25 protein-coding genes are annotated in these 24,224 nt (G+C 72.9%); 21 read left to right on the top strand and 4 right to left on the bottom strand.

The features are described from left to right. The first annotated feature begins 50 nt into the window (after positions 1–50). The 6 genes from truA (at position 51) to glmM (ending at position 6,668) form a co-directional block, all read left to right on the top strand. Positions 51–902, top strand: a complete 852-nt coding sequence (truA, locus tag ACFYYT_RS11200) for a tRNA pseudouridine(38-40) synthase TruA (protein ID WP_351821626.1) — start codon at positions 51–53, stop codon at positions 900–902. A 42-nt stretch (positions 903–944) separates the two neighbouring features. Beyond that, complete coding sequence (locus ACFYYT_RS11195; protein ID WP_388607517.1) at positions 945–2,564, top strand: ABC-F family ATP-binding cassette domain-containing protein; 1,620 nt, start codon at positions 945–947, stop codon at positions 2,562–2,564. Positions 2,565–2,680: 116 nt separating this feature from the next. After that, a complete protein-coding gene (locus ACFYYT_RS11190) occupies positions 2,681–3,937 on the top strand; it encodes a glycosyltransferase family 87 protein (protein ID WP_351821631.1) in 1,257 nt (418 codons plus the stop codon). 234 nt (positions 3,938–4,171) lie between these two features. Then, positions 4,172–4,615 (top strand): 50S ribosomal protein L13, encoded by a 444-nt coding sequence (gene rplM / locus ACFYYT_RS11185; protein ID WP_073912858.1) that lies wholly within the window; start codon positions 4,172–4,174, stop codon positions 4,613–4,615. Positions 4,616–4,657: 42 nt separating this feature from the next. Then, on the top strand, positions 4,658–5,173 hold the full coding sequence (rpsI, locus tag ACFYYT_RS11180; RefSeq protein ID WP_266574493.1) for a 30S ribosomal protein S9: 516 nt from the start codon (positions 4,658–4,660) through the stop codon (positions 5,171–5,173). 136 nt (positions 5,174–5,309) lie between these two features. Further along, entirely contained in the window at positions 5,310–6,668 is a 1,359-nt protein-coding gene (glmM, locus tag ACFYYT_RS11175) for a phosphoglucosamine mutase (RefSeq protein WP_351821636.1), read from the top strand. Between the two features lie 14 nt (positions 6,669–6,682). Here glmM and ACFYYT_RS11170 read toward each other — a convergent pair whose 3' ends face one another. Next, positions 6,683–7,648, bottom strand: coding sequence for a DUF389 domain-containing protein (locus ACFYYT_RS11170; protein ID WP_351821639.1), 966 nt, complete (start codon positions 7,646–7,648; stop codon positions 6,683–6,685). Between the two features lie 36 nt (positions 7,649–7,684). Next, positions 7,685–8,704 carry a type I pantothenate kinase gene (gene coaA / locus ACFYYT_RS11165; RefSeq protein WP_385314884.1) on the bottom strand — a complete coding sequence of 340 codons (1,020 nt, stop codon included), beginning with the start codon at positions 8,702–8,704 and terminating at the stop codon, positions 7,685–7,687. Between the two features lie 273 nt (positions 8,705–8,977). Here coaA and ACFYYT_RS11160 point away from each other — a divergent pair, with 273 nt between their 5' ends. From ACFYYT_RS11160 to ACFYYT_RS11125, 8 genes are all read left to right on the top strand, one after another. Then, positions 8,978–9,766: a hypothetical protein gene (locus ACFYYT_RS11160; protein ID WP_351821645.1), complete on the top strand. Its 789-nt coding sequence runs from the start codon at positions 8,978–8,980 to the stop codon at positions 9,764–9,766. Positions 9,767–9,883: 117 nt separating this feature from the next. Next, positions 9,884–11,731, top strand: a complete 1,848-nt coding sequence (gene glmS, locus ACFYYT_RS11155; RefSeq protein WP_351821648.1) for a glutamine--fructose-6-phosphate transaminase (isomerizing) — start codon at positions 9,884–9,886, stop codon at positions 11,729–11,731. Positions 11,732–11,749: 18 nt separating this feature from the next. Continuing rightward, the gene (locus tag ACFYYT_RS11150) at positions 11,750–12,121 is read left to right on the top strand and encodes a holo-ACP synthase (protein ID WP_351821688.1); all 372 of its coding nucleotides are present in this window, start codon (positions 11,750–11,752) and stop codon (positions 12,119–12,121) included. 36 nt (positions 12,122–12,157) lie between these two features. Then, complete coding sequence (locus ACFYYT_RS11145) at positions 12,158–13,558, top strand: NAD(P)H-hydrate dehydratase (protein ID WP_351821651.1); 1,401 nt, start codon at positions 12,158–12,160, stop codon at positions 13,556–13,558. Between the two features lie 77 nt (positions 13,559–13,635). Further along, complete coding sequence (gene alr, locus ACFYYT_RS11140) at positions 13,636–14,772, top strand: alanine racemase (RefSeq protein WP_351821654.1); 1,137 nt, start codon at positions 13,636–13,638, stop codon at positions 14,770–14,772. Positions 14,773–14,790: 18 nt separating this feature from the next. Then, the gene (locus ACFYYT_RS11135) at positions 14,791–15,972 is read left to right on the top strand and encodes an alpha/beta hydrolase (RefSeq protein WP_351821656.1); all 1,182 of its coding nucleotides are present in this window, start codon (positions 14,791–14,793) and stop codon (positions 15,970–15,972) included. Next, the gene (tsaE, locus tag ACFYYT_RS11130) at positions 15,929–16,492 is read left to right on the top strand and encodes a tRNA (adenosine(37)-N6)-threonylcarbamoyltransferase complex ATPase subunit type 1 TsaE (protein ID WP_351821659.1); all 564 of its coding nucleotides are present in this window, start codon (positions 15,929–15,931) and stop codon (positions 16,490–16,492) included. Before ACFYYT_RS11135 ends, tsaE begins: the two co-directional genes overlap by 44 nt. A 151-nt stretch (positions 16,493–16,643) precedes the next feature. Beyond that, on the top strand, positions 16,644–16,829 hold the full coding sequence (locus tag ACFYYT_RS11125) for a hypothetical protein (protein WP_351821661.1): 186 nt from the start codon (positions 16,644–16,646) through the stop codon (positions 16,827–16,829). 61 nt (positions 16,830–16,890) lie between these two features. Here the strand turns inward: ACFYYT_RS11125 and ACFYYT_RS11120 are convergent, their stop codons facing one another. Next, positions 16,891–17,448 (bottom strand): hypothetical protein, encoded by a 558-nt coding sequence (locus ACFYYT_RS11120; protein WP_351821663.1) that lies wholly within the window; start codon positions 17,446–17,448, stop codon positions 16,891–16,893. A 167-nt stretch (positions 17,449–17,615) separates the two neighbouring features. On the opposite strand from ACFYYT_RS11120, the gene tsaB reads away from it, so the two are divergent. From tsaB to ACFYYT_RS11095, 5 genes are read left to right on the top strand one after another with little or no spacing between them, the layout of a single operon-like run. Then, positions 17,616–18,278 (top strand): tRNA (adenosine(37)-N6)-threonylcarbamoyltransferase complex dimerization subunit type 1 TsaB, encoded by a 663-nt coding sequence (gene tsaB / locus ACFYYT_RS11115; RefSeq protein ID WP_351821665.1) that lies wholly within the window; start codon positions 17,616–17,618, stop codon positions 18,276–18,278. A 26-nt stretch (positions 18,279–18,304) separates the two neighbouring features. Then, complete coding sequence (gene rimI / locus ACFYYT_RS11110; protein ID WP_351821691.1) at positions 18,305–18,784, top strand: ribosomal protein S18-alanine N-acetyltransferase; 480 nt, start codon at positions 18,305–18,307, stop codon at positions 18,782–18,784. Then, positions 18,777–19,940: a tRNA (adenosine(37)-N6)-threonylcarbamoyltransferase complex transferase subunit TsaD gene (tsaD, locus tag ACFYYT_RS11105; protein WP_351821668.1), complete on the top strand. Its 1,164-nt coding sequence runs from the start codon at positions 18,777–18,779 to the stop codon at positions 19,938–19,940. The genes rimI and tsaD overlap by 8 nt, the downstream gene beginning before the upstream one ends. After that, entirely contained in the window at positions 19,937–20,209 is a 273-nt protein-coding gene (locus ACFYYT_RS11100; RefSeq protein WP_351821671.1) for a hypothetical protein, read from the top strand. The genes tsaD and ACFYYT_RS11100 overlap by 4 nt, the downstream gene beginning before the upstream one ends. A 58-nt stretch (positions 20,210–20,267) precedes the next feature. Further along, positions 20,268–20,930, top strand: a complete 663-nt coding sequence (locus tag ACFYYT_RS11095) for a hypothetical protein (RefSeq protein ID WP_351821674.1) — start codon at positions 20,268–20,270, stop codon at positions 20,928–20,930. 9 nt (positions 20,931–20,939) lie between these two features. Here the strand turns inward: ACFYYT_RS11095 and ACFYYT_RS11090 are convergent, their stop codons facing one another. Further along, a complete protein-coding gene (locus ACFYYT_RS11090) occupies positions 20,940–22,127 on the bottom strand; it encodes a methyltransferase domain-containing protein (protein WP_351821694.1) in 1,188 nt (395 codons plus the stop codon). 72 nt (positions 22,128–22,199) lie between these two features. On the opposite strand from ACFYYT_RS11090, the gene ACFYYT_RS11085 reads away from it, so the two are divergent. Further along, on the top strand, positions 22,200–23,144 hold the full coding sequence (locus ACFYYT_RS11085; protein WP_385322194.1) for a polysaccharide deacetylase family protein: 945 nt from the start codon (positions 22,200–22,202) through the stop codon (positions 23,142–23,144). Then, entirely contained in the window at positions 23,141–24,025 is an 885-nt protein-coding gene (locus ACFYYT_RS11080; protein ID WP_351821680.1) for a polysaccharide deacetylase family protein, read from the top strand. The genes ACFYYT_RS11085 and ACFYYT_RS11080 overlap by 4 nt, the downstream gene beginning before the upstream one ends. Positions 24,026–24,224 lie beyond the last annotated feature (199 nt).

Below are 24,224 nucleotides of genomic sequence, written 5' to 3'. Positions count from 1 at the left end.
CCGGGGCGGGCCCGTTCTGCGTTTCCGCACGTTCTGAGAGGATCTGTCACGTGAGTGACGAGGTGGAGCCCGGACACGTCCGGGTCAGGCTGGACCTGAGCTACGACGGCAAGGACTTCTCCGGCTGGGCGAAGCAGCGCACGCTGCGGACCGTCCAGGGCGAGCTGGAGAGCGCGCTGCAGACCGTCATGCGGCTGCGGGAACCGGTCGACCTGACCGTGGCGGGGCGGACCGACGCCGGGGTGCACGCGCGCGGGCAGGTCGCCCAGTTCGACCTCGCCGAGGAGGTGTGGGCCGAGCACCACGACAAGCTGCTGCGCCGCCTCGCGGGGCGCCTGCCGCACGACGTACGGGTGTGGCGGGCCGCCGAGGCCCCCGAGGGCTTCAATGCCCGTTTCTCGGCGATCTGGCGCCGCTACGCGTACCGCGTCGGCGACCACCAGGCCGGGGTGGACCCGCTGCGCCGGGGGCACGTGCTGTGGCACCAGTGGCCGCTGGACGTGGACGCCATGAACGAGGCCTCCGCCGCGCTGCTCGGCGAGCACGACTTCGCCGCGTACTGCAAGAAGCGCGAGGGCGCCACGACCATCCGGACGCTCCAGCAGCTCAGCTGGGAGCGCGGCGGGGACGGGATCGTGACCGCGACCGTGCGGGCGGACGCCTTCTGCCACAACATGGTCCGCTCGCTCGTCGGCGCCCTGCTGCACGTCGGCGACGGGCACCGGCCGGTGGAGTGGCCCGGGCGGGTGCTGGCCGCAGCCGTACGGGACTCCTCGGTGCACGTGGTGAAGCCGCACGGGCTGACCCTGGAGGAGGTCGGCTACCCGGCGGACGAGCTGCTCGCGGCCCGCAGCAAGGAGGCCCGCAACCTGCGGACCCTGCCGGGCAAGGGCTGCTGCTAATCAGTTTGGGTGGATCGGCGCCGGACCGGGACAATGCCCGGCATGGGACATCTCGAAGCCAGCCACCTGGAGTACTACCTTCCCGACGGGCGGGTCCTGCTCCCCGACGTCTCCTTCCGGGTGGGGGAGGGGTCGGTCGTCGCCCTCGTCGGGGCGAACGGGGCCGGCAAGACCACACTGCTGAAGATGATCTCCGGCGAGCTCCAGCCGCACGGCGGCGGGATCACCGTCTCCGGCGGCCTCGGCGTGATGTCGCAGTTCGTGGGCTCCGTCCGCGACGAGACGACCGTACGGGACCTCCTGGTCTCGGTGGCCCAGCCCCGGATCCGCGAGGCCGCCAAGGCCGTGGACCACGCCGAGCAGCTGATCCTCACGGTGGACGACGAGGCCGCCCAGATGGCCTACGCGCAGGCGCTGAGCGACTGGGCGGACGTACAGGGGTACGAGGCGGAGACGCTGTGGGACGTCTGCACGATGGCCGCGCTGGCGATCCCGTACGACTCGGCGCAGTTCCGCGAGGTGCGCACGCTCTCCGGCGGTGAGCAGAAGCGCCTCGTCCTGGAGGCGCTGCTGCGCGGGCCGGACGAGGTGCTGCTGCTCGACGAGCCGGACAACTACCTGGACGTCCCGGGCAAGCGGTGGCTGGAGGAACAGCTCAAGGCCACCCGCAAGACGGTGCTGTTCGTCTCCCACGACCGGGAACTGCTGACGCAGGCTGCGGAGAAGATCATCAGCCTGGAGGCGAGCCCGACGGGCTCCGACGTCTGGGTGCACGGCGCGGGCTTCGACACGTACCACGAGGCCCGCAAGGAGCGCTTCGCCCGCTTCGAGGAGCTCAAGCGGCGCTGGGACGAGGAGCACGCCCGGCTCAAGGCCCTGGTGCTGCGGCTGCGCGGCCAGGCCGCGAGCAGCCCCGACATGGCCTCGCGGTACCACGCGATGCAGACCCGCTTCAAGCGGTTCGAGGATGCCGGCCCGCCGCCGGAGCCGCCGCGCGAGCAGGACATCAAGATGCGGCTCAAGGGCGGCCGCACGGGCGTGCGCGCGCTCACGGTCGAGAACTTGGAGCTGACCGGGCTGATGAAGCCCTTCTCCCTGGAGGTGTTCTACGGGGAGCGGGTCGCGGTCCTCGGCTCGAACGGCTCCGGGAAGTCGCACTTCCTGCGACTGCTGGCGGGGGAGGACGTCAAGCACACGGGTACGTGGAAGCTCGGTGCGCGCGTGATCCCCGGCCACTTCGCGCAGACCCACGCCCACCCCGAGCTCTTCGGTCGCACCCTGGTCGACATCCTGTGGACGGAGGCGGCCAAGCCGCTGGGACAGGCGATGGGCGCCCTGCGCCGCTACGAGCTGGAGCGGCAGGGCGACCAGCCCTTCGAGCGGCTCTCGGGCGGTCAGCAGGCACGCTTCCAGATCCTGCTGCTGGAGCTGGCGGGCACGACGGCGCTGCTGCTGGACGAGCCGACGGACAACCTCGACCTGGAGTCGGCGGAGGCCTTGCAGGACGGGCTGGAGGCGTACGACGGCACCGTCCTGTGCGTCACCCACGACCGGTGGTTCGCCCGCACATTTGACCGTTACCTGGTCTTCGGTTCGGACGGTGTTGTGCGCGAGACTCAGGAGCCCGTCTGGGACGAACGCAGGGTCGAGCGGAAGCGCTGACGAGCGGCCCGCGCGTTCGACGGACGACGGAGCGTGCCGATCGGAAGCGCCGGGGCCGTCACACCCCTGCGGGTCGAGGGGGAGGCGTCGTGGGGCTGCGGCCTAGCATCTGGCTCATGAAGTGGGATCGTCCGTCCGCCGCCGGGCGCAGGGTGGCCTGGCTGCTGGAGCCGGCTCCGCGGTCGTGGCGGGCGCTCTCGCTGGCGGTCCTGCTGACCGTCGCGGTGTCGACGAGCCTGCGGTCGAACTGGGGCTCGGACAACGCCTTCGTGGTCAAGGCGGCGGACGCGCTGCTGGCCGGGGTCTCGCCGTACGAGGACAAGCGGTTCCTGTACCTGCCGAGTGCCGTGATCATGGCGGTGCCGGAGGCGCTGCTGCCGAGGGCGGTGCTGCGCTGGCTGCTGCCGGTGGGGATGACGGGGCTGGTGGGGATCGGCTGGTGGGCCGCGCTGCGGCTGTTCGCGGTGCCGCTGTGCTCGCGCTTCGCGGTGGGGGGCCTGGGGCTGCTGGCGCTGGCCTACAAGCCGTACGCGAACCTCGTGCTGATCGGCAACTGGACGGCGATCTCCGCGGCCGCCCTGCCGGTGGCGCTGCTGCTCGCGCACCGGCGTTCGTGGGCCGCGGCGGGCCTGGTGGTGGGGCTGGCCATCGCCTGCAAGCCGATGCTGGTACCGCTCGGGCTGCTGTTCGTCCTGGCCCGGCAGTGGCGGGGGCTGGCGGCGGCGGTGCTGGTGCCGGGGGCGATGTCGCTGGTGGGGGCGTTGCTGATGCCGAGCCCGACGTTGTTCTTCACCAAGACGCTGCCGTTCCTCTTCCAGGGCCAGGACGCCTACGCGCTGCCCTGGGACGCCTCGCCGATCGCGGCGCTGCCGCGGCTGGGGGTGCCGGAGCCGGCGGCGGTGCTGCTGGCGGGAGCGGGGGCGGCGGCCGGGCTGTGGGGGGCGTGGGTGCGGTGGCGGCGTACGGAGGGCGAGGCCGACGCGGGCGAGCTGAGGCTCGTGGAGACGGCCTGCCTGGTGATGCTCGCCGCATTCCTGGTGTCGCGGCCGTCCTTCGACCACTACCTGCTGGTGGTGCTCCCGCTGCTGCTGGCGTCGGGGGTGCGGGAGGGCTCGTTGCCGCGGTCCCCCTGGTTCTGGGCGGCGCTGGGGCCGCAGCTGGCGGGGATCCCGTGGCCCTCGGAGTTCGAGCACAAGAGACGGGCGTTCCGGGACATGGTGACCCTGTGCGCGCTCGCGGGACTGCTCGGGTGGCGCGGGCTGCGGCCGGGCCGGGTTACCCTGGAATCTGTACGAACTACGGGGTCCCCACCCAGGACCGAACCGGAGTGCGCCGCTACCCCCGTGCAGACGGGGCAGCGGACCGCGTTTTGACCCTTCCAGGTCTTCAGGGGTACCCTGCTGGTTCGTTATGCGTATTGGCTTGCTCATTCTCACGTGAATTTGCCTTACGCCGGTCCACCGGGCCGATGACCAGCGGTACACACGGGTTGCGTCCCCGATGTGAACCAGGGCTGTCGTGATCGTCCGTGGTGACCCATGTCAGGACCCGTCCCTCGGGCTCACCCCCCGGGGATGACCCACCACTGAAGAAGCGAAGGCATACGCGTGCGTACGTTCAGCCCCAAGCCCGGCGACATCTCGCGCCAGTGGCTCGTCATCGACGCCCAGGACGTTGTCCTCGGCCGTCTGGCGACCCAGGCCGCTGCCCTCCTGCGGGGTAAGCACAAGCCGACTTACGCCCCCCACATGGACATGGGCGACTTCGTCATCATCGTCAACGCCGACAAGGTTCACCTGTCCGGCAACAAGGCGACCCAGAAGATGGCGTACCGCCACTCCGGCTACCCGGGCGGTCTCCGTTCGGTGCGCTACGACGACCTCCTGGCGAACAACCCGGAGAAGGCCGTCGAGAAGGCCATCAAGGGCATGCTCCCCAAGAACACCCTGGGCCGTCAGATGCTCTCGAAGCTGAAGGTCTACTCGGGCGACCAGCACCCCCACGCTGCCCAGCAGCCGGTGCCGTTCGAGATCACCCAGGTCGCGCAGTAGTTCCGGCCACCCCCTAAGACGTAGAAAATTCTGAGGAGCATCGTGGCCGAGACCACCGCCGAGACCCCCGTCGAAGAGTTCGAGGGCGTCGAGGAGTACACCACCGAGTCTGAGGTCGTCGTCGAGGGCGACTACACCTCCGAGTCCCTTGCCGGCCGCTTCGGCGACCCCCAGCCGGCCGCCGGCCTGGGCCGTCGCAAGAACGCCATCGCCCGCGTCCGGATCGTTCCGGGCACCGGCAAGTGGAAGATCAACGGTCGCACCCTTGAGGACTACTTCCCCAACAAGGTGCACCAGCAGGAAGTCAACGAGCCGTTCAAGCTCCTTGAGCTGGACAACCGCTACGACGTCATCGCCCGCATCTCGGGTGGCGGCGTTTCCGGTCAGGCCGGTGCGCTGCGCCTCGGCGTGGCCCGTGCGCTGAACGAGGCGGACGTGGACAACAACCGCCCGGCGCTGAAGAAGGCCGGCTTCCTCTCCCGCGACGACCGTGCGGTCGAGCGCAAGAAGGCCGGTCTCAAGAAGGCCCGTAAGGCTCCGCAGTACTCCAAGCGTTAATCTGCGCCTGCTGTTCTGCAACGAAACCGCCCCGGCAGCACTCTCTGTGCTGCCGGGGCGGTTCGTTTACCGCCACAAGCGGCAAATACCTGTCACAAGCGGTCACATTGCGAAGCGTGAACTCGGGAGGACAACAGTGGGACGACTCTTCGGGACGGACGGTGTACGAGGCGTCGCCAACGCGGATCTGACGGCCGAGCTCGCGCTCGGCCTCTCCGTGGCGGCCGCGCACGTACTGGCCGAGGCGGGCACCTTCGCGGGCCACCGGGCCACCGCGGTCGTCGGCCGCGACCCGCGCGCGTCGGGCGAATTCCTGGAGGCCGCGGTCGTCGCGGGCCTCGCCAGCGCGGGCGTGGACGTCCTGCGCGTCGGTGTGCTGCCCACCCCGGCGGTGGCGTATCTCACCGGTGCGCTGGGCGCCGACCTCGGCGTGATGCTCTCCGCGAGCCACAACGCGATGCCCGACAACGGCATCAAGTTCTTCGCGCGCGGCGGCCACAAGCTGGCGGACGACCTGGAGGACCGCATCGAGTCGGTCTACGACGAGCACCGCACCGGCGCTCCCTGGGACCGCCCCACCGGCTCCGGCGTCGGCCGCGTCTCCGAGTACACCGAGGGCTTCGACAAGTACGTCGCCCACCTCATCGCGGTCCTGCCGAACCGGCTCGACGGCCTCACGGTCGTCCTCGACGAGGCCCACGGCGCGGCCTCGTACGTATCGCCCGAGGCCTTCGCCCGGGCGGGCGCGCAGATCGTCACGATCGGCGCCGAGCCCGACGGCCTGAACATCAACGACGGCTGCGGCTCCACCCACCTGGACCTGATCAAGCAGGCCGTGGTCGAGCACGGCGCCGACTTCGGCATCGCGCACGACGGCGACGCCGACCGCTGCCTGGCCGTGGACCACACCGGCGCCGAGGTCGACGGCGACCAGATCCTCGCCGTGCTGGCGCTCGCCATGCGCGAGGCCGGCCAGCTGCGCGAGAACACCGTGGTCGGCACCGTCATGTCCAACCTGGGCTTCAAGCTGGCCATGGAGGCCGAGGGCATCCAGGTCGTGCAGACCGGGGTCGGCGACCGCTACGTGCTGGAGTCGATGAAGGAGCACGGCTACGCGCTCGGCGGCGAGCAGTCCGGCCACGTGATCATCCTCGACCACGCGACGACCGGCGACGGCACGCTGACCGGCCTGATGCTGGCGGCGCGCGTCGCGGCCACCGGGCGCTCCCTGGCCGACCTGGCCGGCGTCATGACGCGGCTGCCGCAGATCCTGATCAACGTCCCGGACGTGGACAAGTCCCGGGTCACGACCTCCGGGGAGCTGGCCGCGGCCGTCGCCGACGCAGAGCGGGAGCTGGGCGGTACCGGCCGGGTGCTGCTGCGTCCGTCCGGTACCGAGCCCCTCGTACGGGTGATGGTGGAGGCCGCCGACATCGAGCAGGCCCGCGCGGTCGCCGGACGGCTGGCCGACGTGGTGAAGTCCGCGCTGGGCTGACCCGGCCGGCCGGCTCAGCGGCCGGGGGCTTTGGCGCCCTTGGCCCGGCGGACCCAGCGACCCCGCTGGGTCCGCCACAGTGCTTTCTGGGCGGACAGGGTCACGATGCCCGCGAGCATGATCCCGCCCAGGTTCAGCAGCAGCTGTGCGGCCGAGCCCCACATCTGGGCGAACTCCCCGTAGCTGAGCGCCACGGCGGCGTTCGCGGCGGCCGGGACGGTGGTCACCGAGATGGCGACGCCGACCATCGCCCCCGACTTCGAGGAGGTCAGGGAGAGCACTCCGGCCACGCCCGCCAGCAGGGAGACCACGAAGGAGAGCGGGTCCGGCTGCCAGATGAAGCCGGTGTTCGGCCGGGGCTGTTCCAGCATGCCCTGCTGGAACTGGCCGATCGCGTCCATGCCCAGGCTGAAGACGGTGGTGGCCACCATGGCCACGACGAAGCCGGCCAGCAGGGCGATCAGGGAGCGCAGGGCGAGGCGCGGCGCGCGCTGCACGACCCCGACGGACACCCCGGCGAGCGGGCCGAACTCCGGGCCGACGGCCATCGCGCCGACGATGAGGATCGCGTTGTCGAGGACCACACCGCAGGCGGCGATCATGGTCGCGAGCATCATGAACGCGCAGTAGGTGAAGGTGAGCGTGGACTCCTCGTGGGTGGCCTCGGTGAGCTGTTCCCACAAGACCGCGTCGGCGGCCTCGCCGGGAGCCTCCTCCTCCGCCGCGTCGGCCCGCTCGGACAGCGACAGGTCGATGTTCTCGACGGCGATCGAGCCGTCCTTGTCGATGCCCAGGTGCTGGAGCGCCTTCAGCAGCTCGTCGCCGGCCTCGCGGGCGACGTCGCACAGCACGAGGTCTCCCGGCGGTACCCGGGCCGCGCCGCGCAGGACGACGAGGTGCGTGGTGCCGACCGTCCGTTCGACGACGGCGACCGCGTCCTCCGTCCGCTCCGGCGGGGTGATCATCCGTAGGTGCAGCATGGCCGCACCCTAGCGGCGCCCGGGGCCCGGCGGCGGTCAGAGCTTGCGCAGGCTCAGCTTTTGCACCTTGTGGTCGGGCCCCTTGCGCACGACGAGGGTGGCGCGGCCGCGGGTGGGGGCCACGTTTTCCAGCAGGTTGGGCTTGTTGATGGTCCGCCACATCGTCTGGGCGTACTCCAGGGCCTCCTCCTCGGAGACCTGGGTGTACTTGCGGAAGTAGGAGAAAGGATTCTGGAACGCGGTCTCGCGCAGCTTCCGGAAGCGGTTGAGGTACCAGCGCTCGATGTCCTCGGGGCGGGCGTCCACGTACACGCTGAAGTCGAAGTAGTCGGCCAGGCCGACCCGGGTGCGGCCGTCCTTGCCGGGCAGGGCCGGCTGGAGGACGTTCAGCCCCTCGACGATCAGGATGTCCGGTCGGCGCACGACGAGCTGCTCGCCGGGGACGATGTCGTAGATCAGGTGTGAGTACACCGGGGCCTTGACCTCGTCCTTGCCCGCCTTGATGTCCGCGACGAAACGGGTCAGCGCGCGGCGGTCGTAGGACTCCGGGAAGCCCTTGCGCGAGGTCAGGCCGCGCCGCTGGAGCTCCTTCATCGGGTACAGGAACCCGTCCGTGGTGACCAGCTCCACCCGCGGGTGCTCCGGCCAGCGGGCCAGCAGGGCCTGGAGCAGACGGGCCACCGTGGACTTGCCGACGGCGACCGAACCGGCGACCCCTATGACGAAGGGGGTGCCCTGCTGGGCGCCGTGACCGTTGCCGGCGTCGCCGAGGAAGGTGTTCAGGGTGCCGCGGAGGTTGCTGGTGGCGCCGACGTACAGGTTGAGCAGGCGGGAGAGCGGAAGGTAGACGTCCCGCACCTCGTCGAGGTCGATGACGTCGCCGAGGCCGCGCAGCCGCTCGACCTCCGCCGCCGTCAGGGGCAGCGGCGTCCGCTCGCGCAGGGCGCTCCACTCGGCCCGCGTGAGATCGACGTAGGGGGAGGCATCGGGCACCCGTCGGGGGCCTGAGCGCTCCGGCCCGGAGCCCGGCGTGCAACGCGTCGGCGATGTGATCACAGAGCCATTGTCGGGGCTGTGTGTCGCACGTGGGTCGTGCGCGGGTGGTGGGGTGGGTCACGTGCGGGCCCGGGCGGGACGGAAGCCGCAGGTGGCGGGGGGTTGTACGCGACCGGGTCTCGATCGGACGCACGTCCCGTCTCATCCGGATCACGATTGGCCCCGGCGCGCCGGGCCGAGGGGGGCCGGGCGGGGCACGGACCGTAGATTGATCGTCACCGCCGCGCCGATCCGGGTCCTGGCGGTGTTCATTTTTTCTGGGGGAGATCCATCGTGCGCACCGCACTCGTCCGTCGTACCGTCCTGACCGCCTCCGCGGTGTCCCTGGCCCTGCTCGCCACCGCCTGCGGCTCCGACAAGGCCGACGGGAAGGGCGACGCCAAGCCGGACGCGCGGCCCTCCGCGGCGTCGAGCGCCCCGGTGGCGGCGGCCAAGGGCAAGACGGACGCCGATCTGACCGCCCTGCTGGTCACGCAGGCGGAGGTGCCGGACTACCTGCTGAAGGCCGACGCGGGCGCCAAGCTCGCCCAGTCCGACCAGACGCCGATCACCACCGACAAGCCCGCCTGCAAGGTCCTGGCGCAGAGCCAGTCCCTCCAGAAGATCGGCAAGCCGACCGGGGTCGCCCGTACCGCGCTGGGCGCCAAGCCGAAGGACCCGGCCGCCGGCGCCTCCGACGAGGAGAAGGCGGAGGCCGTCAAGAAGGCGCTGGGCATCACCACGACGATGACCGGCCTGTCCTCCTACGACGGCCAGGGCGCCCAGGAGACCCTCGCGGCCTTCAAGACCGCCGGGCAGATCTGTGCGGGCGGCTTCTCCGCCACCGCGGGGGGCGAGACCACCAAGTACCAGAGCGTCGCCGCGGGCCCGGCCGTCAGCGCCGGCGACGAGGCCGTCAGCCTCGCCCTCACCATGGACCTGGAGGACGGCGACAAGGCCACCCTGCTGACGGTGATGGCGCGCAAGGGCTCCACGGTGGCCACCTTCAGCTCCATCAGCCTCATGGGCACGGCGGAGTCCCCGAAGACCCTGATCGACACGCAGGTCAAGAAGCTCGGCTGACCCGCCGGCCGGCACCGCCCGGCCCCGGCGTCAACCCCGCTCCGGCGATTCGCCGGGCGGGGTTTCGTCGTGTTCAGGTGCGGGGCACGGGGCCAACTACGGCGTACGCTGCGGCCTATGTGCGGAATTGTGGGTTACGTGGGAGCGCAGTCTGCGCTCGATGTGGTCATCGCCGGACTGAAGCGGCTGGAGTACCGCGGCTACGACTCGGCCGGGATCGCGGTGCTCGCCGACGGGCGGCTCGCCAACGTCAAGAAGGCCGGGAAACTGGTCAACCTGGAGAAGGAGCTCGTCCAGCGGCCGCTGCCGGCCGGCTCCACCGGGCTCGGGCACACCCGGTGGGCGACCCACGGGGCGCCCACCGACGTCAACGCCCATCCCCACCTGGACAACTCCGGCCGGGTGGCCGTCGTGCACAACGGCATCATCGAGAACTTCGCCGCGCTGCGCACCGAACTCGCCGAGCGCGGGCACCGGCTGGAGTCCGAGACGGACACCGAGGTCGTCGCGCACCTGCTCGCGGAGCGGTTCGACGCCGCGGGCGGCCTCGCGGAGGCGATGCGGCAGGTGTGCCGGCGGCTGGAGGGAGCCTTCACCCTGGTCGCGGTGCACGCCGACGAGCCCGACGTGGTGGTCGGCGCCCGCCGCAACTCCCCCCTGGTGGTGGGCGTCGGGGAGGGCGAGAACTTCCTCGCCTCAGATGTGGCCGCCTTCATCGCCCACACCCGGTCCGCGATCGAACTCGGTCAGGACCAGGTCGTCGAACTGCGCCGCGACGGGGTCACGGTGACCGGCTTCGACGGCGCGCCGGCGGACGTGCGGGCGTACCACGTGGACTGGGACGCCTCGGCGGCCGAGAAGGGCGGCTACGACTACTTCATGCTCAAGGAGATCGCCGAGCAGCCGAAGGCCGTCGCCGACACCCTCCTGGGCCGCATCGACGCGAGCGGCCTGCTGACCCTCGACGAGGTGCGCATCCCCGCCACGGTGCTCCGGGAGGTGGACAAGGTCGTGATCGTGGCCTGCGGTACGGCGTACCACGCGGGCATGATCGCGAAGCTGGCCATCGAGCACTGGACCCGCATCCCGTGCGAGACCGAGCTGGCCAGCGAGTTCCGCTACCGCGACCCGATCCTCGACCAGCGGACGCTGGTGATCGCGATCTCGCAGTCCGGCGAGACCATGGACACCCTGATGGCGCTGCGCCACGCGCGCGAGCAGGGCGCGAAGGTGCTGGCCGTCTGCAACACGAACGGGTCGACGATCCCGCGCGAGTCGGACGCCGTGCTGTACACGCACGCCGGGCCGGAGGTGGCCGTCGCCTCCACGAAGGCGTTCCTCACCCAGCTCGTCGCCTGCTACCTCGTCGCGCTGTACCTGGGGCAGGTGCGGGGCACGAAGTGGGGCGACGAGATCGAGTCGGTGATCCGGGAGCTGTCGGAGATCGCCGGGGCCGTGGAAACCGTGCTGGAGACGATGGAGCCCGTACGCGAGCTCGCCCGGTCGCTGGCCGGCAAGAACACCGTGCTGTTCCTGGGGCGGCACGTGGGGTACCCGGTGGCGCTGGAGGGCGCGCTCAAGCTCAAGGAGCTGGCGTACATGCACGCCGAGGGCTTCGCGGCGGGCGAGCTCAAGCACGGGCCGATCGCGCTGATCGAGCAGGACGTGCCGGTGGTGGTCGTCGTGCCGTCGCCGCGCGGCCGCTCGGTCCTGCACGACAAGATCGTCTCGAACATCCAGGAGATCCGGGCGCGCGGGGCGCGGACCATCGTGATCGCGGAGGAGGGCGACGAGGCCGTGGTCCCGTACGCCGACCACCTGATCCGGATCCCGGCGACCCCGACGCTGCTCCAGCCGCTGGTGGCGACGGTGCCGCTCCAGGTGTTCGCCTGCGAGCTGGCGACGGCGCGGGGCAACGAGGTGGACCAGCCGCGTAACCTCGCCAAGTCGGTGACCGTGGAGTAGCGCGCTAGTGGGGTTGTTCTGGTGATTGTCGGTGTGGGGATTGACGTGGCCGAGATCGAGCGGTTCGGCGCCGCGCTGGAGCGGACGCCGAACCTGGCGCGACGGCTGTTCCTCGACGCCGAGCTGACGCTGCCGAGCGGCGAGCGGCGCGGAACCGCCTCGCTCGCCGCCCGGTTCGCGGCGAAGGAGGCCCTGGCCAAGGCGCTGGGGGCGCCCGGCGGGCTGCTGTGGACGGACGCCGAGGTGTACGTGGAGGAGTCGGGGCAGCCCCGGCTGCGGGTGTCCGGGACGGTCGAGGCGCGGGCGCGGGCGCTCGGGGTGAGGTCGTGGCACATCTCGCTGAGCCATGACGCCGGGGTCGCGTCCGCGGTGGTGATCGCCGAGGGGTGAGCGCCTGCCCCGGGCGGCTTCGGGCAGGCTGGGGGCATGCGTACTGCTTACAGCGTGGAGACCGTACGGGCCGCCGAGCGCGAGCTGATGGCACGGCTGCCGGAGGGCGCCCTGATGGCGCGGGCCGCGGCGGGGCTGGCCGCCGTCTGCGCGGGGCTGCTGGGGCGGGTGTACGGCGCCCGGGTGGTCCTGCTGACCGGGCCCGGGGACAACGGCGGCGACGCGCTGTACGCGGGCGCGCGGCTGGCGCGGCGCGGCGCCCGGGTGACGGCGGTGCCGATGGATCCGGCGCGGATGCATCCGGGCGGGCTGGCCGCGCTGCGGGCCGCGGGGGGCCGGGTCGAGGAGTCGGTGCCGCGGCACGCGGACCTCGTCCTGGACGGGCTGGTCGGGATCGGTGGCCGCGGCGGGCTGCGGCCGGCGGCGGCCGCGCTGGCGGAACGGATCCCCGACGGCGCCCTCGTGGTCGCGGTGGACCTCCCGAGCGGGGTGGACGCGGACACCGGTGAGGTGGCGGGACCGGCGGTGCGGGCCGACGTGACGGTGACCTTCGGGGCGTACAAGCCGGGGCTGCTGATCGACCCCGGGGCCTCGCGGGTGGGCGCGGTGCGGCTGATCGGGATCGGGCTGGAGCTGCCGGCGCCGGAGGTGGAGGCCCTCCAGGACGCCGACGTGGCGGCGCTGCTGCCCGCGCCGACGGCGTCCAGCGACAAGTACCGGCGGGGTGTGGTCGGGATCCTCGCCGGGTCGGAGCAGTACCCGGGCGCGGCGGTGCTGGCCGTGGCGGGCGCGCTGCGGGGCGGCGCGGGCGCGGTGCGGTACGTGGGCCCGGCGGCCGACGCCGTGCTCGCGCGGTACCCGGAGGTGCTGGTCGGCCGGGGCCGGGTGCAGGCGTGGGTGGTCGGTCCGGGCCTCGGGGACGGGCGCGGTGCGGAGGTCGCCCGGGCGCTGGCCGACCGGGACGTGCCGGTGCTGGTGGACGCCGACGGGCTGCGGGGGCTGGACCCCGAGGTGGTGCGGGGCCGGCGGGCCGCGACCCTGCTGACCCCGCACGCGGGGGAGGCGGCGGCGCTGCTGGGGGTGCCGAGGGAGTCGGTGGAGGCCGGGCGGCTGGCCGCCGTACGGAAGCTGGCCGGGCGCTACGGGGCCACGGCGCTGCTGAAGGGGTCGACGACGCTGGTCGCCTCCGGCGCCGGCGCCCGGGCGGTACGGGTGAACCCGACCGGCACCCCGTGGCTGGCCACCGCCGGGAGCGGGGACGTGCTGTCGGGGCTGGCGGGGGCGCTGCTGGCGGGCGGGCTGTCGGGGCCGGACGCGGGCTCGGTGGCGGCGTACCTCCACGGACTGGCGGGACGGCTGGCCGCAGACGGGGCCCCGGTCCTGGCGCACGAGGTGGCCGCCGCCCTCCCCCGAGCCTGGCGCACCGCCGGGACCTGACCCGGCCCCGGTCGGCGGCGCCCGGCCCGGGGCGGTCGGAGGGGAGGCGGGGCGGGGGTTCTGAGAGACTGGGGGCGATGAACGAGAGAGCGCCGCGCGTGTACGCCGAGATCGATCTTGACGCAGTACGGGAGAACGTACGCGCACTGCGCGCACGGGCCCCCCGGGCCCAGCTGATGGCCGTCGTCAAGGCGAACGCCTACGGGCACGGGGCCGTCCCGTGCGCCCGCGCCGCCCAGGAGGCCGGGGCCACCTGGCTCGGTACCGCCACCCCCGAGGAGGCGCTCGCCCTGCGCGCCGCCGGCATCGAGGGCCGCGTCATGTGCTGGCTGTGGACCCCCGGCGGGCCCTGGCGGGAGGCCATCGAGGCCGACATCGACGTGTCGGTGAGCGGCCTGTGGGCCCTGGACGAGGTGCGGGAGGCCGCCCGCGCGGCGGGCCTGACCGCCCGGATCCAGCTGAAGGCCGACACCGGCCTAGGCCGCAACGGCTGCCAGCCCGCCGACTGGGCCGAACTCGTCGGCGCGGCCGTCGCCGCCGAGGCGGAGGGCACCGTCCGGGTCACCGGCGTCTGGTCGCACTTCGCCTGCGCCGACGAGCCCGGCCACCCCTCGATCCAGCTCCAGCTCGACGCCTTCCGCGACATGCTCGCGTACGCGGAGAAGGAGGGCGTCGACCCCGAGGTCCGGCACATCGCCAACTCGCCGGCCACCCTCACGCTCCCCGAGAGCCACTACGACCTCGTCCGTACCGGCCTGGCCGTCTACGGGGTCTCGCCCGCGCCCGAGCTCGGCACCCCCGCCCAGCTGGGCCTGCGTCCCGCCATGCGGCTCAAGGCCTCCCTGGCCCTGGTCAAGTCCGTCCCCGCCGGGCACGGCGTGAGCTACGGCCACCACTACGTCACCGAGTCCGAGACCCGTCTCGCCCTGGTCCCGGCCGGCTACGCGGACGGGCTGCCGCGGGCCGCCTCCGGCCGCGGGCCGGTGCTGGTCGGCGGCCGCATCAGGCGGGCCGCCGGGCGGATCGCCATGGACCAGTTCGTCGTCGACCTCGGCACGGACGAGGCCCGCGTCGGCGACGAGGCCGTCCTCCTCGGCGACGCCGAGCTGGGCGAACCCACCGCCGAGGACTGGGCTCAAGCGGCACACACGATCGCGTATGAGATCGTCACCCGTATCGGAGGTCGGGTCCCCCGGGTGTACCTGGGCGGCTGAGGTGAGGACGGTGACGTCGTGAGCGAGAACTGGCGCAAGGCCGGCTGGGCCGGCGCCGCCATCGGTGTCATAGCGGCGGGAGCCGCGGCCGGTGTCGCGGTCGAACGCATCACCGTGGGGCGCGGCATCCGCATGAAGGCGCGCCTCGCGCTGGATGCGGCGGGGGACTACGGCGCGCTGCGCGGCACCGAGGGCACCTGCCGGGCGGAGGACGGCACCGAGCTCTACTACGAGACCGACGAGCCGCCCGCCGAGCCCGCCGGAAAGAAGCGCCGGCTGAGCCGCAAGTCCCCGGCCGCCGGGACCACCGTCGTCTTCTGCCACGGCTACTGCCTCTCCCAGGACGCCTGGCACTTCCAGCGCGCCGCCCTGCGCGGAACGGTCCGGGCCGTCTACTGGGACCAGCGCAGCCACGGCCGCAGCGACCGGGGCCTGGCCCAGGCCGACGGCGAACCGGTGACCATCGACCAGCTCGGCCGCGATCTGAAGGCAGTCATCGACGCCACCGCGCCCGAGGGGCCGCTCGTCCTGGTCGGCCACTCCATGGGCGGCATGACCGTGATGGCCTTCGCCGAGCAGTTCCCCGATCTGGTGCGCGAGCGCGTGCGCGGGGTGGCGCTGGTGGGCACCTCCAGCGGCCGGCTCGACCAGGTCACGTACGGGCTGCCCGCCGTCGGGCTGGGCGCGGTGCGCCGGCTCCTGCCGGGGGTGCTCAAGGCGCTCGGCTCGCAGGTGGAGCTGGTGGAGAAGGGCCGTCGGGCCACCGCCGACCTGTTCGCCGGGATGATCAAGCTGTACTCGTTCGGGTCCCAGGACGTGGATCCCGGCGTCGCCCGCTTCGCCGAGCGGCTGATCGAGGCGACCCCGATCGACGTGGTCGCGGAGTTCTACCCCGCCTTCCAGACCCACGACAAGGGCGCCGCGCTCCAGCTGTTCGCGGACATCCCGGTGACGGTCGTCGCCGGGGACCGGGACATGATCACCCCGGCCGAGCACAGCGTGGCGATCAAGGAGGCGCTGCCGGCCGCCGAGCTGGTCGTGCTGGAGAACACCGGGCACCTGATGATGCTGGAGCGCCCGGAGATCGTGAACGGGCTGCTGACCGGGCTGCTGGCGCGCACCGGAGCCGTCCCCGCAGCGGCTAACGTGGGGACGCATGGAAGAAGTACCGCGGGAAGCACCGCGCAGCCCGGCGGCTGAGGCCCTGGCCGAGGCCGCCGCCGAAACCCTGATCACCGTCGACTCGCCCGCCTCCATGCAGGACCTGGGGCGCCGTATCGCGGGGCTGTTGCGCCCCGGCGACCTCGTGCTGCTGACCGGCGAGCTCGGCGCGGGCAAGACCACCCTGACGCGGGGGCTGGGGGAGGGGCTCGGCGTGCGCGGGGCCGTGACCTCGCCGACCTTCGTGATCGCCCGGGTACACCCGTCCCTGAGCGGCGGCCCGGCGCTGGTGCACGTGGACGCGTACCGGCTGGGCGGCGGCCTGGACGAGATGGAGGACCTGGACCTCGACGTCTCGCTGCCCGAGTCCGTGGTCGTCGTGGAGTGGGGCGACGGCAAGGTGGAGGAGCTCTCCGACGACCGGCTGCACGTGGTGATCGGCCGGGCGGTCGGCCACGAGGAGGTCCTGGACGACGTGCGCGAGGTCGCGCTGCGCGGCGTCGGGGCGCGCTGGGCCGGGGCCGAGCTGGCGGAGCTCGCCCGGGCGGCCGCGCGGTAGGCGTCGCTCTCGTAGGTACCGACAACGTACCGACAAGGCGTCGGGAAAATATTGCGCCGGCACGGGCACCCGTGGTCACATGGTACCGAGCGCTGGTTAGGTCTGCCTAAGTTCGGGCTGAAGCCGGTGTCCCGGGTCTCAGGAGGCAGCCATGCCGGCAGCAGGAGCAGAGCGAGCGCCCGTCGTGTCGATGCGGGCCCTGCTCGCGGCCGGCGCGGCCGCCACGGCCGTCTCGACGCCGCCCGCACGGGCGGCGTCGGGTCCGTGCCCGGAGGCGGAGAGCGGCGCGGCCGGGCACGAAACGGAACGGGCCGCCCCCGAATCGGAAGCGGCCTGATCACCCGTTCGGGTGCAATTGCGGTGCGGTGCGGGGTGCTTCAGAGGGGGTGCGTCCTGCGTCAGAGGACGACGACGACCTTCGAGTTGATCGTGGCGAAGGCCCACAGGGCGTCGCCGTCGGCCCGCGACATCCGGATGCCGCCCGCCTTCTTCGCCGGATCCGGCGCCGGCATCGCGCCGTCCACGCGGGCGCTGAACCCGATCGTGATCCCGTCCGTGCTGGCGAACCGCACGACGTGCTCGATCGGCACCCCGTCCGTACCGGTGACCGTGCCCGAGCGCGAGCCGACCACGTAGGTGCCCGGCAGCGGGTGCACCGTGTTCGGGGTCACCGCGAACGACCGGGGGTCCCGGCCGTCCTCCGCCACCAGCCACACCCGCTTCTGGGACACCGAGTACACGACCCGCATCCCGGTCCCGGAATCGGCCGGCAGCGCCGTCGCCTTCGCGGGGTCCTGCTTGGCGGGGGCCTGGTTCTGCTCCGCGGCCGGGGTCTTCGGAGCCGTGCGGACCGGATGCGCGGGCGCCGTCGCGGAGGCCTGCCAGCCGAGGAAGCCGATGGCGGCGATCGCCGCGGCGGTGAGCCCGGCCACGATTCCCGAGCTGCTGCGTGCCACCTTGCTCCACCTCTCCGCGCCTGCGTCACCGACCGGGGACGCCCGGCCGTGGGCCGGTTCGCACACCGGGTCGAGTCCCGGTCGTGTCCCCGGGTCGAAAGGTAGCAGCCGGGTCCCCCCGCGACCGGCCGCAAGGCCCCGGGGCCGCGGAGTCGTAGGCTGTTCGCGTGCTCTTGCTCGCCGTAGATACCGCCACGCCCGCCGTCACCGTCGCCCTGCACGACGGGGAGTCCGTCCTCGCCGAGTCGAACCAGGTCGACGCCCGCCGCCACGGGGAGCTGCTGCTGCCCTCCGTCGACGCCGTCCTCGCCGACGCCGGGGTCAAGCTCGAAGCCGTCACCGGCATCGTCGTCGGGGTCGGCCCCGGCCCCTACACGGGGCTGCGCGTCGGCCTCGTCACCGCCTCCACCTTCGCCGCCGTCCTCGGCGTCCCCGTGCACGGCCTGTGCACCCTCGACGGCCTGGCGTACGCCGCCGGCGCCGCCGGGATCGAGGGCCCGTTCACCGTCGCCACCGACGCGCGGCGCAAGGAGGTGTACTGGGCGCGCTACGAGGACCCCCGCACCCGCACCGGCGAGCCCGCCGTGGACCGCCCCGCCGACATCGCCGGGCGCGTGGCGGGCCTGCCCGCCGTCGGCCAGGGCGCGCAGCTCTACCCGGAGGTGTTCCCCGACGCCCGCGCCCCCGTCCACCAGTCGGCGGCGGCCCTGGCGGCCCTGGCCGCGGAGCGGCTCGCGGCGGGCGCGGAGTTCCTGCCCCCGACCCCCCTCTACCTGCGGCGGCCCGACGCCGAGGTGCCCAAGAACTACAAGGTGGTCACCCCCAAGTGACGGCCGCGACCGCGGTGCTCCGCGAAATGCGCTGGTGGGACATCGAACCGGTGCTGGAGCTGGAGACCGAGCTGTTCCCCGACGACGCCTGGTCGGCCGGGATGTTCTGGTCCGAGCTCACCCACGCCCGCGGCCCGCACGCCACCCGCCGCTACCTCGTCGCCGAGACCCCGGACGGCCGCCTGGTCGGCTACGCCGGGCTGGCCGCCGCCGGGGACCTGGGCGACGTACAGACCATCGCGGCCGCGCGCGACCAGTGGGGCACCGGCCTCGGCGGCCGGATGCTCACCGAACTGCTGCGCGCCGCGACCGACTTCGAATGCGCCGAGGTGCTGCTGGAGGTCCGGGTCGACAACACCCGTGCCCAGAAGCTGTACGAGCGCTTCGGCTTCGAGCCGATCGGCTTCCGGCGCGGCTACTACCAGCCGGGCAACGTCGACGCGCTCGTGATGCGCCTTTCCGATCCTGCAAGCTCCGTACCCCTACAAGGTGAGACCCATGGCTGACGAACCGCTCGTCCTCGGCATCGAGACCTCCTGCGACGAGACCGGCGTGGGCGTCGTCCGCGGCACCACCCTGCTCGCCGACGCCATCGCGTCGAGCGTCGACGAGCACGCCCGCTTCGGCGGGGTCGTGCCCGAGGTGGCCTCCCGGGCCCACCTGGAAGCGATGGTCCCGACCATCGAACGCGCCCTGAAGGAGGCCGGGGTCAGCGCCCGCGACCTCGACGGCATCGCGGTCACGGCGGGCCCCGGCCTCGCGGGCGCGCTGCTCGTGGGCGTCTCGGCGGCCAAGGCGTACGCGTACGCGCTGGGCAAGCCGCTGTACGGGGTGAACCACCTGGCCTCGCACATCTGCGTCGACCAGCTGGAGCACGGCCCGCTGCCGGAGCCGACGATGGCCCTGCTGGTGTCGGGCGGGCACTCCTCGCTGCTGCTGGCCCCGGACATCACCAGCGACGTACGGCCGCTCGGCGCGACCATCGACGACGCGGCGGGCGAGGCGTTCGACAAGATCGCCCGCGTGCTGCACCTGGGCTTCCCCGGCGGACCGGTCATCGACCGGCTCGCCCGCGAGGGCGACCCCAAGGCCATCAACTTCCCGCGCGGGCTGACGGGGCCGCGCGACGCGGCGTACGACTTCTCCTTCTCCGGCCTCAAGACGGCGGTGGCCCGCTGGATCGAGGCCAAGCGCAAGGCGGGGGAGGAGGTGCCGGTGCGTGACGTGGCGGCGTCCTTCCAGGAGGCCGTGGTGGACGTGCTGACGCGCAAGGCGATCCGCGCCTGCAAGGACGAGGGCGTGGACCACCTGATGATCGGCGGCGGCGTGGCGGCCAACTCGCGGCTGCGCTCGCTCGCGCAGGAGCGCTGCGACGACGCCGGGATCATCCTGCGGGTGCCCCGTCCGAAGCTGTGCACGGACAACGGCGCGATGGTCGCGGCGCTGGGCGCGGAGATGGTCCGGCGCAACCGGCCGGCCTCCGACTGGGACCTGTCCGCGGACTCCTCGCTGCCGGTGACGGACCCGCACGTGCCGGGCAGCGGGCACGGCGACGGCGACGGTTCCGGCGGTGGCCACGGCCATGCGCACGGCCACGGCCACGGCCACGCACACGATCACGACCACGTGCACGAGCTCAGCAAGGACAACCTGTACTCATGAGCACCGTCGCGCTGATGTGGGAGGCCCGGGCCGCCGACGGCCGGGGCAACGAGCTCCTGGAGTGGGCCCGCGCCCAGATCCTGGCCCGGGAACCGCTGCGCCGCGAAGTGCTCCGGGCCCCGCAGGACCGGATCCTGGTGATCACCTGGTGGGAGGCCCCCGAGGGCGTTTCGGCGGAGCTGCCCGAGCTGCCGGAGCCCGCCGCGGACCTCATCACCCGGGCGGTGCACCGCTGGCGGTTCGCATCGGTCGAGGTCACGGGCGGCTGAAGCACCCGTCGAGCGGGACTGCGGCGGGGCTGGAGCGGCCGCCCCTAGGGTCATCGGCATGCCTAGCCGTGAGCTCCCGCCTCCGCCGCCGCCCGCGCACCTGCGCGAGTGGCTGGACGAGTCCGTCGTACGGGCCGACCGCGCGCGCCACCTCGCCGAGCTGAGCCGGCGCGGCCTGGGCCTGCGGCGCCTCGCCCTGCTGTGGGCGGTCGCCGCGGCCTTCGCGCTCGGCTGGGCCTTCGCCGGGCTGGCGGTGGCCTCCTTCGAGGCCGGTGACGCCGTGCGGTCCCTCTTCGGGGTGGTGTACGCGGCGTTCGCGCTGGGCGTGCTGGTCCCCGCCGGGATCTGGTTCGTCCGGGGCGCCCGGCGCGAGCGGTACGAGCACGAGCTGCTGTGCGCCTGGGTCGGGGCCGGCCGGGAGCCCGTAGCCGACCCCGCCCTGCGCGCCCCCGTACGCGGCCTCGTCTGGCTGGCCGCCTCGCTGGCGCTCGGCGCCTGCGGGCTCTGGGTGGCCTTCGCGGCGGCGGCCGGGAGCCGCCCGGGCGTGACCCCGTACGGGCAGGTCTTCGGCCTCGTGGGGCTCGGCATGATCCTGTGGATCACCGGACTGCTGGGCGCCGCCAAGGCCGCCACCCACCACCGCTGGACGGCCCGCGCCACCCGCCCCGCCCCCGCGCCGGCCCCTGCGGGCCGCCGCACGCTGAGTGACCTGGCGGCCTAGCGCCTGGGCCTAGGCCGGCGACCCGATCAGCATCGAGGGGGCGCCCGCGACCCGGGTCAGGAAGACCGTCGCCGAGTTCGGGCCCTGCGGCTTCACCTTCCGGCGCAGCTCCTCCGGCTCGATCGCCGAGCCGCGCTTCTTCACCGTCAGGATGCCGACCTCGCGCTCGCGCAGCAGCGCCTTCAGCTTCTTCAGCCCGAACGGCAGCACGTCCGTGATCTCGTACGCGGTCGCGTACGGCGTCGCGCGCAGCTCGTCGGCGGTGATGTAGGCGATGGTCGGGTCGATCAGCCGGCCGTCCAGGTGCTCGGCCACCTCGGCGACGAGGTGCGCGCGGATCACGGCCCCGTCCGGCTCGTAGAGGTAGCGCCCGACCGGGCCCGCCTCCGGGTCCGGCAGCGGTGCGGCGGTCAGCAGCTCGCGCGGACCGGGCAGCAGGGTGGCGCGCACCGTGCCCGGGGCGGTGCCGAACCACAGCACGGCCTCCTTCACGTCCCCGTGGTCGGAGATCCACTCGGCCTCGGCCTCGGCCGGAACCGCCTCGTGCGGGATCCCCGGGGCGATCTTGATCGCGGCGTGGCGGGCCGCGCGGGCGGTCTCCACGGCCCAGGACAGCGGCGGCGAGTACGACTCCGGGTCGAAGATCCGCCCGCGGCCGCCGCGGCGCGCCGGGTCGATGAAGACGGCCTCGTACGCGGACACGTCGACCCCCGTCACGTCCGCCTCCCGGACCTCGATCAGGTCCGCCAGCCCCAGCGCCTCGGCGTTGGCCCGCGCGACGGCCACCGTCAGCGGGTCGACGTCCACCGCCAGCACCCGGATCCCGAGCCGGGCCAGCGCCAGCGCGTCCCCGCCGATGCCGCAGCACAGGTCCGCGACGCTCCGTACGCCCAGCGCCGCGAGCCGCCCGGCGCGGTACGAGGCCACCGACGCGCGGGTGGCCATCTCCCCGCCGCCGGGGGTGAAGTACATCCGGAACGCGTCCTCGGCCCCGAACTTCGCCACCGCCCGCTGCCGCAGCCGGGCCTGCCCGAGGGCCGCCGACACCAGCGGGGCCGGGTGTTCGCGGCGCAGCCGGGTGGCGAGGGCCAGCTCCTGGGCGGGGTCGTGGTCGCGGAGGGAGTCGAGGAGCGCGCGGCCCTCGGGGGTGAGCAGCGCGGCGAAGTCTTCGGGGGTCACGGTCCCATTGTCGGCCAGTCGGTGGAAGGGCGGACTCCGGCCGTGGTGTCGTCCGCGCCGGGGCGCCGCGCGGTGTAAGGATCCGCAGCTATGCAGCTAGTACGACAAAAGGGAAATACTGCGCAGTATGGTCACCGGCTCGCGGCGCGCCCGCGCGGCCGGTACGGCGTGGCACTGGCCGCACTGCTGGTCGCCGCCCTGGGCACGGGGTGCGGGGCCGGGGACTCGGGAGCGCCGGCCAAGACGAAGGCGGCCGGCGAAGCGGGCCCCGGCGCGGCCGGCGCCCTCGCCAACGCCGCCGAGCAGGCCAAGGCCGCCCAGCAGGCCCGGATCGCGGCCGCGAAGAAGTGGGGTCTGGTCAAGACGCCGCTCATGGCCCCGGCCGCCCCGAAGACGAAGCCCGAGATCACCACGCGCGACGGCTTCGAGGTCGAGGGCCAGGACGAACTGCCCCCGGTCTTCACCACCGTCCCGACCGAGGACAAGGTCGTCTTCCTCACCATCGACGACGGCGCGGAGAAGGACCCCGAGTTCGTCAAGATGATGCAGGAGCTGAAGATCCCGTACACGGCGTTCCTCAGCGACTACCTCGTCCGCGACAACTACCCGTACTTCAAGCGGATGCAGGACGCCGGCGTCACGCTGAACAACCACACGCTGAACCACCGCTACATGCCGGGGCTCTCCTACGAGCAGCAGCGCGAGGAGATCTGCGGCCAGCAGGACACGATCCAGAAGCAGTTCGGCAAGCGCCCGACGCTCTTCCGGCCGCCCTACGGCAACTACAACCAGGACACGCTGCGCGCGGCGAAGTCCTGCGGCATCAAGGCCGTACCGCTGTGGAACGCCGAGGCGTTCGTGAACCGGATGGACTACCGCGAATGGGATCGCGACCTCCACCCCGGCGACATCATCCTGACTCATTTCCGCGGCCGGGAGGACTGGAAGGGCACGATGCCTGACATGATCCGTCATGTCATGAAGACCGTCACGGACAAGGGATACGCCGTGGCCCGCCTGGAGGACTACCTGTGAAGTACGCGCGTCGGTTGGTAGCCGGGACGCTGACGGCCGGCGCGCTCGCGCTGTCCCTGACGGGGTGCGGGAACAGCGTGGATCCCATCGAACGGCTCGGCCGCAAGACCGCGCAGGCGACGGGGACGGCATCGGCCTCCCCGTCCGCGCGGTCTTCCGCGGTCCCCTCGGCCTCCGCTTCCGCGGGGGACGACGCGTACCGGAAATGGGGCCTGAGCGCCCCGCTCCAGTACGCCCCCAAGCCCGCGCAGAAGCCCCAACTGTCCAAGGCGGCCCCGGGCAGGCCGGTCGTGGTGGACCGAATACCCGTCCCGCCGACGGACAAGGTCGTCTTCCTGACCTTCGACGACGGCGCGGAGAAGGACCCCGAGTTCCTGAAGATGGCGGCCGATCTGAAGCTGCCGATCAGCATGTTCCTGACCGACAACATCGCCTCGGCGGACTACTCGCACTTCGAGAAGCTCCGGGACAACGGCTCGGGCAGCACGGTGAACAACCACACGCTGACCCACCCGAACCTGCGCACGCTGCCGTTCGCGGCGCAGAAGAAGGAGATCTGCGGCCAGCAGGAACGCCTGGAGAAGCGCTTCGGAAAGCGCCCCACGCTGTTCCGCCCGCCGTACGGCAACTACAACGACGACACCCTCAAGGCCGCCTCCGAGTGCGGAATCTCCTCGGTCGTCCTGTGGCGCGCGTCGATGCAGATCAACAACTTCCAGTACGCCGAGGGCTCCGCCCTCCAGCCGGGTGACATCATCCTGGCCCACTTCCGCGGCCCCTCGGAGCTCAAGGGCGCGACGGAGATCCAGATGACCACCCGCATGCTCCAGCACATCCAGGAACAGGGCTACAAGATCGGCCGCCTGGAGGACTACCTCTAGCGGGGGTTGGGGTTGGTCGGGGGGTACGGGCGGGGGCGCTGCCCGGAGCTCGGGGCCCGCTGCCCGGGGCCACGGGGGCGGGGTGCAGTGGATCGGGATCAGGGGAGGGTCTGGGGTTTCCCGGCAGTCCACCGTCCTTCCGTGCCGGGCCGGTCCCTCAAGGGCGCTCCTTCGTCGCGTCGCTTCGCGATGGCCTTCG

It is taken from the genome of Streptomyces sp. NPDC002032 (assembly GCF_042890765.1).
In the GTDB taxonomy this organism is placed as follows: domain Bacteria; phylum Actinomycetota; class Actinomycetes; order Streptomycetales; family Streptomycetaceae; genus Streptomyces.
This window is presented reverse-complemented; position numbering and strand designations above follow the sequence as displayed.